Here is a 9,346-nt window from a genome sequence, read left to right as displayed (position 1 = left end):
CCTTATCTTCATCAAAATTCATAGAACCCAAACGTGGTTCAATTCTCATGATTTAATCTCCTTACCATAGCTAACGCCGCATTAAGGGGCAAGCAACGCGAACAACTGCGCTCAAACTAGCCAGCCTTAACCTCAAATGCTCATCCAAACCAAAACTGCCACGCGTTGCGAGTCCCTCTTTAACGCCTTATTAGCTGAATTTCTCCATGACAAAGTTGCACAGCTTTTGACCACGGACTTCTATGGTTTGTTCTTGTATCACATTGAAACCAAATCTCTCATAAAACGGACGAGCTGTAATACTCACCTCAGAATAAAACCTAGTAATTCCTTGTAACTCACCTATTCTGAGTACATGTTCCATTAACTGTCGTCCGACTCCTTGGCCTTGATGTTCATGGTGACAAAAGAAATGATCAATTAATCCATTTTCTTGAAGATCACTATAACCAACAATTTTCCCATCAATTTCAGCAACAAAAGGTGACAGCAAGTTCATTTTTCGTTGCCAAATCTCAGAAGAAAAACCATCTGGAGCCCATGCTTCAACTTGGGCTTGCGAATAATCACGTAAGTTCACATTATGAACCGTATGATAAAAAATAGCCCATAAATCAAGCGCATCTGATTCTTGATACTTTCTAATTTCGATCATGCTGATATTTACCACCATTCAGCTAACGCCGCATTAAGGGGCAAGCAACGCTACCGCACAGCTTAAAACTAACCAGCCGTAACCTCAAATACCAACCAAACCAAAAATGCCACGCGTTGATTGTCCCTCTTAAATGCTTTGTTATAACTTATCTGGCTGAGGTGCAGAGAAACTATTCTTACAGGCTGGGCACTCCCATTTATAACTACTTGATACCAAAGAACCAACCATTACTCCACTGCTAAATTTATGATGAAGCGTAATAAGTTTGTCTTGAGTTTCAAAACATGATGTACACCATGGACCTTTTCCATATGGTTCAATTTCGGTATCTTTTGGCAATAGTAAATTTCCATCTCTAGTTACAAGTGCTGCTAGAGACTTTTTATGCTCAAGTTCTTCTACTTGCCGTTTCAGAGCTAAGATTTGGTCTTGTGCTTCAATAAATTGCAATTTAGCTTCTGCCAAGTTCACCATTAAATCTGCAAGTTTTAGTTTGATTTGCGCTTCTTCGAGTGAAGATGAAGCATTTTGAACTTCACGCCCAATATCAATTGCAGTTTTGATAGAACTCAAACCTGCTGTAATTGTTGCAATATCCAATTATAAGTCTCCGAGTGTTGAAAATGAGTTATAACGCCGCATTAAGGGGCAAGCAACGCAAACTCGCTTTACCATTGAGAAAAGACTGAAAACTCGAAGAACAAGAAGACGGAAACGAAGCCAATATGAACACAACTGGGTTTATAAATTAAAAAATAACTAATAAAAAACAATCAGTTAAAAGTATCAAACAGACAAACTAGAAGCTAAGTTCAAAGTAAAGAAATCATAAAAATACTTTAATTTTCAATATATTGTGGTCTTTTTCTCTACGGTTACATAACGCCCGCCTAAGGGGCTGGCAACGCATTAACACTAAACTCAAACACAGCAACTGCAACCACCGCGGCTCATTGGGACTGGAAACGCCGCGCGTTGACAGTCCCTCTTGAGGCGTTTGTTATAACACAGTTTCACACATCATGTTCCGTGAGCAATTGACGACAGTTACGAACTGTTAGAACGCGGATTTCGTGGCTCAAACTATAAATAATGCGGTAATGACCGAAAATGATTTCACGGTAGTTCGTATGAGGCATTTCAGGAACCATGCGGCCCATTTCTGGCATTGAGCCGAGCAATTCCGTTTTGTCGAATACTTCATTCACCCACTTTTCTGCAGCTGATGGGTTATCCAAAGCAATAAACTCTGCGGCATCACCCAGTTTTTGTAACGCTAGAGGTGACCAAACTACTTTCATTTGATGATGCGCCCCAGAACTTGTGAACGAGCATCTTCGTTTGATATACCTAAACCTGCAGCCAATTGAGCTTCTGCAGTACGCATTTCTTCGAGTAATTCGATTTTCTCTTGCATTGCTTCATACTCCGCAACGTCAAGAACAACGGCTACACCTTTACCTCGTTGTGTAATAACCAATGGTCGACGAGTCTCATTGATCTGTTTGATAAATGATGCAACGCCAGCACGGAACTCAGACAAAGGCTGAATATCTTGATCAAGGTGAATACGGCTCATAATGAACTCCATTTAGTACAATTTAATGTACAAATAGTAGTTCAATTGAGATTTACGAGCAAGGAATTGATTCTGTGTTATAACGCCCTGTTAAGGTGTGAGCAACGCAATGCCAAAGCCGCCGCATACCACCTTAATCACTAAATTCAACGCATGGTAAAAATGCCACGCGTTGCGAATCACTCTTAAACAGCTTGTTAAGTGTTTTTGCCCACTTGCTTGATACGAGAAGAGTTCAACTGTTTATGAAGCAACCTAATCTCTAGCTCCGTTTGTTCCTTTTGCTTCACTAAAATCTCATCTTGTAGCGGTTGAATTTTTTTATGCCAGCGATAAAACCCAAAAGCCATCAAAAATAATGACAAAGCTAGCAAGAAGCTAATTGCATTCATATAGGTTTTCTTGTCCGAAGTATCGATCATTTCCTTTACTTCCAGAACTTCTTTTCGAGCCGATTGTTCTGGCGTTAATTTAGATAAGGAAGACAATACCTTAAGCTCTACATAGCGAGCATGAGAGTTAGCTTGAAATGTAGAGTAAACGAATACAAAAAGTGCCATAGTTGAAACTAGAAGTACAAGCCCAAACATAGCGTAGAACTTATATATATTATCCGTAGGAATGGATATCCTTGATTGCAAAGTTTTCTCCTTACACTTAACGCCCGCCTAAGGGGCTGGCAACGCATAACACCAAACTCAAACGCAACAGCCGTAACCACCGCGGCTCAATGGGACTGGAAACGCCACGCGTTGACAGTCCCTCTTGAGGCGTTTGTTAGGTAGTTTTTTTGGGACAACTGACAAAAATCAACCAATAAACCCAAAGAATTAGTAGTCCGATGCAAAATATTAGGGCTACAACGACCAACTCTATGAAACTATTTGGTGTAGACATAGTAAATAGTGAAACTGTCATTTTGATTACAACTAAAATGATCATGGGAGCGAATATAATTTGAGACGCTCTTCGAACCCACCTTGGAGTCATTGGATGGTGTAAACGACTTAAACAATCTCCTTCTGCAACAGCAGATTCAACTGGGTCAACAGTATTATAAATCCTTCCCCTTATTTGACAGTGCTCAGGGCCAACTTCGATTGAAATATTTTGATGAGTAATGGTTAACTCCCGCTCGGCAGTCTGTAAATCAAGTCGTATACCTTTCGGCGGAACTAAAACATATTTTTCCTTCATAGCACACTCCTTACTACCTAACGCCGCATTAAGGGGCAGGCAACGCAAATAACTGTACTAAAACTAGCCAGCCTTAACCTCAAATGCCAACCAAACCAAAACTGCCAAGCGTTGACTGTCCCTCTTAAATGCTTTGTTATGTAACTTTTCTAACCATTTCAAAGTATTACAAAGAACAATATTGCCAAATATCGTTTAACTTACATGAAAAGTTAGCAGTAACCCAGTAGAATTCGCGTGATAACGACGAAACTACGAGCCCTAGTTCAAAGAAAAAATGACTATCACCAAGCTTATCGCAAATCCACTGAACGATTTAGAGCCAGCTAAAAACTCGAAGAGCAAGAAGACGAAAACTAAGCCAATATGAATAAAACTAGGTTTATAAATTTGAAAATAACCAATTTAAACAATTAGTTAAAAGTACTGAACATACAAAGTAGAAGCCAAATTCAAAGTGAAGAAATCATAAAAACACTTTAATTTTCAATAAATTGTTGGCCTTTTTCTTTACGATTACATAACGCCCGCCTAAGGGGCTGATAACGCAAACTACCGCACTAAAACTAACCAGCCGCAACCTCAAAACTCATTAAAGCCAAAAGTGGCGAGCGTTGGAAGTCCCGCTTGAGGCGTTTGTTATGGCTAGGAGCCAAGTATTGCCTCGACTTTTTTCTTAGCAAAACCCTCAGCTAAGTCTTTACCGACCTTAATAATTGTTGACATACCTGCTTCTCTAAACTCACTTTTTATAGTGTTCCAAACCTGTTCTTCTCTGATGCTGTCTAAGAACTCATGCCCAGTCCAAGTCAGTTTAGTTACTGTCACAAACGAATTTACACCAAAAGATTTACGTTCAACTAATAGTGCTTCTATAAGCAATTTCACATGAGATTCAATGATCTCTGACGAGAAACCCTCTACAGGTAAAACCTCATCGTTCTCCTCAATTGACAAAAGAATTTCACGAATTAAAGACATATCTCGCTTCATCTCAAGCATCCTATTTTATCCATAGAGCCATAACGCCGCGTTAAGGGGCAGCCGACGCTACTACCAACTTTCCGCATAACACCGTAACCACAAAAACCAACGCATAATAAAAATGCCACGCGTTGGCTGTCCCTCTTTAACGCTTTGTTATGTACGTGCACTTTGTTCCAGCGAAACAAACAGCGGCTTTACAAATTTGGCCTCTTCTTGGTAGCGATTCCTCGTATCCCAAAGGTCAACAGCATGTTGAATATTAAGCCAAAATTCTGGTGTATTTCCTAATGCTGCTGCTAACTTGATTGCTACCGGAGCCGTTAACACTCCACCATTAATCAAATTACTCACCGTATTTCTGTGTACACCCATAGCTTCAGCGAGCGCTTTTGATGTGATGCCCATTGGTTCAAGAAACTCTAATTTCAACATTTCACCAACGCTAACTGGGCGACGTTTTGTCTTACGCATAGTCGTTACCTCAATACTTATGTGGGTCTAAGTAAGTATTTAGTGCAACACCATCAACCCACTGAAAAATCAGACGATATTGTTTATTTACTCGAATTGAACACCAACCTTTAAGGTTTCCCTCAAGATGTTCAAATCGATTGCCCGGTGGAATTCTTAAGTCTGACTCAGCTTGAGCAGCATCTAAGATTTCCAGCTTTCGAAATAGAGCATTTTCTATACTGTTTGGAATTAAACGATGTCGTTTATCATCCTCATAAAACTGCTCTAACCACTTATCTTTAAATTCTAATGCCATTACAACTTGCACTGTCTCATTGTGCATCCATACACAAAGAGTAACGCATAATAGCACTGTGCACAAGTTTGATTTTCAGGAAGGATTTCAGAGAAGTACATAACGCCGCATTAAGGGGCAAGCAACGCAAACAACTGCGCTCAAACTAACCTGCCGTAACCTCAAATGCCAACCCGAACCCAAAATGCCACGCGTTGATTGTCCCTCTTGAATGCTTTGTTATGTAACTTTACTAATCATTTCAAAGCATTAACAAAAACAGCATCGCCAAACACGATTTAACTTACACGAAAAGTCAGCATTGACCCAGTAGAAAAAACTCTGGCAACTACAAAAGTAACTTGATTCTGCAGATCATGACTATAGAGAAGCTGAACGCAAACCCGCTTCACCAGTAAGCGCTGAATAAAGACTCGAAGAACAAGAAGACGAAAACCAAATCAACATGAATAAGACTAACTTTACAAACCGTATAAATAACCAATTAAAACAATCAGTTAAAAGTATCAAACATGAAAAGCAGAAGCTCACCTTAAAATACAAAAGGATAAAAACACTTTAAATTTCAATACATTGCGATCTTTTTCTCTACGGTTACATAACGCCGCATTAAGGGGCAAGCAACGCAAACAGCTGAACTTAACCTAGCCAGCCGTCACCTTAAATACCCACCCAAACCAAAAATGCCACGCGTTGATTGTCCCTCTTAAATGCTTTGTTATGTAACTTTACTAGTAATTTCAAAGCATTACCAAAAACAGCATCGCCAAACACGATTTAACTTACACGAACAGTCAGCATTGACCCAGTAGAAAAAACTCTGGCAACCACAAAAGTAACTTGATTCTGCGGATCATGACTATAGACAAGCTGAACGCAAACCCACTTTACCATTAAATGCTGAATAAATACTCGAAGGACAAGAAGACGAAAACTAAACCAATATGCGCAGAACTCACACAGATTAAATCGATATTAAAATTAGATTAGCTATAAAAAACAATTATTTTTCAATAAATTGTGGTCTTTTCCCTACGGTTACATAACGCCGCGTTAAGTGGTGAACAACGCGACCACCGAACTTAACCCATTGTGCCGTAAACACTAAAGCCGATTTTAATCAAAAATGTCAAGCGTTGTGAATCCGTCTTAAACGCCTTGTTAACTGGCTACCGTTGGTTGTAAACTATCAAAAGACAACTTCAATGCATTTTACATAATAAAGCGGAATACCAGACGATAAAATGAAAATTAAAAGCTTTAAATACAAGGACTTAAAATCCAACGTTGAAGTGGAAAATGTTGAGTTTCACGATTTTTCTATCTTGGTCGGTGTCTCTGGGGCAGGTAAAACCACAATAATTAATGGCATACGAGATATACTGCGCATACTAAAAGGTAGAAAAACCCACTCCAAAGAATGGTCTATCACATTTACAACTAACGAAGATGTTGAGGTCATTTGGAGTGGTGTCGTATCACCTGACTACAGCACATTTATTGACGAAGAAAATGGCGAAGCAGAAACTTATGCCCCGATTTCATTCGAGCAGCTTTCGATAGATGGTGAACTACTCATTGATATAAGTGATTCACAAAAACTATTTAAAGGAAATGACTTACCTGTTTTAGATTCTTCAACTAGTTTTTTCCATCAATTGCGGAACGACGAAAAACTAAAAGAGGCATATAACTCTCTACAAGCTATAGTCCTCTTAAATGAACATGTTTATTCTCCACAATTCCTTGGCTTAGCCAATGAGTCTAAATTTGAACGTCTAAAAAAAGAATGTACTGACTCACTGGACGCAATCAAAAGTGAAAAACTCGATACTAGAGAACGAATTTACTATGCGTCTTTATTTGATAAAGATCAGTATGAATATTTCAATGCAATATGTTCAACTATTTTTGAAAATATTAAACTTGTTATTCCAGTACTATCAGACTCCGACTTTCCTTTTGCAAAGAATGATGACTTCAAAACACTATCAATTAAACTGGAATTATCTTCCGGTGAAATAGTAGAACAACGAGATATATCATCGGGAATGTTTAAAACCATAATAGTGATTGCAGAGGTAATTTTAGGTTCAAGAAACAACCCAATTATAATTGATGAAATTGAAAATAGCTTAGGAGTCAATTGCTTACCATCAGTGCTGGATGAACTCGAAACAGCAATGCGTCAAGTAATTATTACAACGCATCATCCTAAAATAATCAACAAGATCCCGGTAAAGCACTGGAAGATCGTAAATAGGTCAAACAACATTATAAGAACTTTTTCAGCGGACAAAATTTCTAACTCTAGTAGCCGTCATGATAACTATATAAAACTTATTAACAGTAACATTTATAAAGGTTAATACAGTGAAATTATACTTTCTATTAGAAGGGGTTGGCTCGGAGATGCAAGCCTACCCTAATTGGGTTAGTGAACTTTTACCTGAAATCAGTACTTACTCATGCACTGAAGATTTCGAGCTTTTTAAAGCTAATGACAACTCATCATATTTTATTTCAGGCGAAGGTTACCCCAACCTTTTAGACCGAATAGATAATGCGATTGTTGATATAGAGTCCGTTGATAATGTTGATTATTTGTTCGTAATACTTGACTCAGATGAAGCAGATATCAAGCAGTGTTGGACCAGTGCCAAAACAGTGACCTATCTCGTGATGTAAAACTGTGTATTATCGTTCAAAAACGATGCTTCGAAACCCTAGTACTTGGTAATCAGAAGTACATACCTAGGAATCCTGAACCCAATCCAAAACCGAATATGGAAAGTTACTGGGATCTATTTCAATACTACAATGTGCACACCAATGATCCTGAAGATATGGGGCATTACAACGACTCTTATACCCATTCTCAATTTCATGCCCATTATGCTAAAAAAGCTTTATGGGAAAAGAAAATTATCTATTCAAAAGGTAAGATCGGTATCGTCGGTTCTGGAGACTATATCCGAGGAATAGAAAAAAGAGTAAACGATACTGGACATTTAGAATCAATACATCCATTGTTTGACTTCATATACGAAATCCAAGAAAAGCTGACAGCATAGCGCCGTCAGCCAGTTAACGCCGCATTAAGGGGCAAGCAACGCTAACAGCTGCACTAAAACTAATCAGCCGTAACCTCAAATATCAACCAAACCAAAAATGCCACGCGTTGATTGTCCCTCTTAAATGCTTTGTTAGCTATAGTTTTATAAATTACATCTAAACGAGATGTTGACCCAACAATAATTTAGTCACCGTTGCATATAGTCATATTAAATATATAATTTTGTTTTTTAGATAAATTTATATGGAATCTTATGTCAGCGATAACTGTTAATGACCTACCCTATCAGTTGCCAAGAGACACAGCAGGGCAGTTAAAAAAACTAGCAAAAATCACTTCGATACCAAACAACCTACTAGTTGGGGCAGATGAAGTCGAAGTAGAAGCTTTGTGTTATATGATTTTATATCGCCATTTGAATCAAAATCAACGATATAAAGCGATGAAATCAATTCGTTCTGTAAAAAAACAAGCTTTAATGGGAGAGATCATCAACCGAGTACTCGACACAACTTTTGTTAACCCTCAATGGGGAATTTGGTCATTATCTAATGTAGAATTAGAAGCCGACATACAATTTCATAATGAACTAAATCTGCTAAGTTCAGCCTTAGGTATTGGTGCCTCAGCAGGAAGCATCAAAGAAATGTTGGAAAAGATTAAAGAAAAGAAATCGATTAGTCAGAAAAACTGGATAACATTAGTTATCTGGGGATGCGTTTATTTTAATGCTATAGAACTGGAAAAGGCAGCTACCGAAAAAGCTCATAGAACAACGATAAATTCATCGAGGTTCTTTAAATGAAGAATCAAATAATAGGTATAGTTGGAATTATTGCAATTCTTTCAGCAGTAATTTGGCGCTGGGAAAGTGCTGATGCAACATTAAAAAATGTTTTATTTTACTCTTTACTATCGATTAGTGTTATCCAGAATGTATGGTTTACTTTTAAGAAGAATAAAGAGTAGATAATACTCAATCAAGCAAAGCCCCCCTGATAGCTAACGCCCGCTTAAGGGGCAGCCAACGCTACTACCAACTTTCCGCATAACACCGTAATCACCGAAACCAACGCATAG

Annotated in this window: 13 protein-coding genes; 4 read left to right on the top strand and 9 right to left on the bottom strand. The window is 38.3% G+C overall.

Going from position 1 to position 9,346, the window contains the following annotated elements; translation table 11 throughout:
- Window positions 1–190 precede the first annotated feature (190 nt).
- The 9 genes from EXA13_RS15825 to EXA13_RS15775 all read right to left on the bottom strand — a co-directional run bounded on the left by EXA13_RS15825 (window position 191) and on the right by EXA13_RS15775 (window position 5,190).
- Window positions 191–655: a GNAT family N-acetyltransferase gene (locus EXA13_RS15825; RefSeq protein ID WP_238134011.1), complete on the bottom strand. Its 465-nt coding sequence runs from the start codon at window positions 653–655 to the stop codon at window positions 191–193.
- Window positions 656–796: 141 nt separating this feature from the next.
- Entirely contained in the window at window positions 797–1,258 is a 462-nt protein-coding gene (locus EXA13_RS15820; protein WP_238134010.1) for a hypothetical protein, read from the bottom strand.
- 413 nt (window positions 1,259–1,671) lie between these two features.
- On the bottom strand, window positions 1,672–1,959 hold the full coding sequence (locus tag EXA13_RS15815) for a type II toxin-antitoxin system RelE/ParE family toxin (protein ID WP_000869999.1): 288 nt from the start codon (window positions 1,957–1,959) through the stop codon (window positions 1,672–1,674).
- A complete protein-coding gene (locus EXA13_RS15810) occupies window positions 1,956–2,237 on the bottom strand; it encodes a type II toxin-antitoxin system Phd/YefM family antitoxin (RefSeq protein WP_000086649.1) in 282 nt (93 codons plus the stop codon). Before EXA13_RS15810 ends, EXA13_RS15815 begins: the two co-directional genes overlap by 4 nt.
- Window positions 2,238–2,434: 197 nt before the next feature.
- Window positions 2,435–2,878: a hypothetical protein gene (locus EXA13_RS15800; RefSeq protein WP_238134009.1), complete on the bottom strand. Its 444-nt coding sequence runs from the start codon at window positions 2,876–2,878 to the stop codon at window positions 2,435–2,437.
- Between the two features lie 136 nt (window positions 2,879–3,014).
- On the bottom strand, window positions 3,015–3,434 hold the full coding sequence (locus tag EXA13_RS15795) for a hypothetical protein (protein WP_238134008.1): 420 nt from the start codon (window positions 3,432–3,434) through the stop codon (window positions 3,015–3,017).
- A gap of 645 nt (window positions 3,435–4,079) precedes the next feature.
- Window positions 4,080–4,436, bottom strand: coding sequence for a DUF2513 domain-containing protein (locus EXA13_RS15790; RefSeq protein ID WP_238134007.1), 357 nt, complete (start codon window positions 4,434–4,436; stop codon window positions 4,080–4,082).
- A 138-nt stretch (window positions 4,437–4,574) separates the two neighbouring features.
- Window positions 4,575–4,892, bottom strand: a complete 318-nt coding sequence (locus EXA13_RS15780) for a HigA family addiction module antitoxin (protein ID WP_039438324.1) — start codon at window positions 4,890–4,892, stop codon at window positions 4,575–4,577.
- A gap of 10 nt (window positions 4,893–4,902) precedes the next feature.
- The gene (locus EXA13_RS15775; RefSeq protein ID WP_039438326.1) at window positions 4,903–5,190 is read right to left on the bottom strand and encodes a type II toxin-antitoxin system RelE/ParE family toxin; all 288 of its coding nucleotides are present in this window, start codon (window positions 5,188–5,190) and stop codon (window positions 4,903–4,905) included.
- A gap of 1,244 nt (window positions 5,191–6,434) precedes the next feature.
- Here EXA13_RS15775 and EXA13_RS15770 point away from each other — a divergent pair.
- From EXA13_RS15770 to EXA13_RS15755, 4 genes are all read left to right on the top strand, one after another.
- Window positions 6,435–7,559: an AAA family ATPase gene (locus EXA13_RS15770; RefSeq protein WP_238134006.1), complete on the top strand. Its 1,125-nt coding sequence runs from the start codon at window positions 6,435–6,437 to the stop codon at window positions 7,557–7,559.
- Between the two features lie 4 nt (window positions 7,560–7,563).
- Window positions 7,564–7,878, top strand: coding sequence for a hypothetical protein (locus EXA13_RS15765; protein WP_238134005.1), 315 nt, complete (start codon window positions 7,564–7,566; stop codon window positions 7,876–7,878).
- Window positions 7,879–7,976: 98 nt separating this feature from the next.
- Complete coding sequence (locus EXA13_RS15760) at window positions 7,977–8,264, top strand: hypothetical protein (RefSeq protein ID WP_238134004.1); 288 nt, start codon at window positions 7,977–7,979, stop codon at window positions 8,262–8,264.
- A 255-nt stretch (window positions 8,265–8,519) separates the two neighbouring features.
- The gene (locus EXA13_RS15755) at window positions 8,520–9,071 is read left to right on the top strand and encodes a hypothetical protein (protein ID WP_238134003.1); all 552 of its coding nucleotides are present in this window, start codon (window positions 8,520–8,522) and stop codon (window positions 9,069–9,071) included.
- The last annotated feature ends 275 nt before the right edge of the window (window positions 9,072–9,346 follow it).

This window comes from Vibrio cincinnatiensis, from assembly GCF_022113815.1.
Lineage (GTDB): Bacteria > Pseudomonadota > Gammaproteobacteria > Enterobacterales > Vibrionaceae > Vibrio > Vibrio cincinnatiensis_A.
This window is presented reverse-complemented; position numbering and strand designations above follow the sequence as displayed.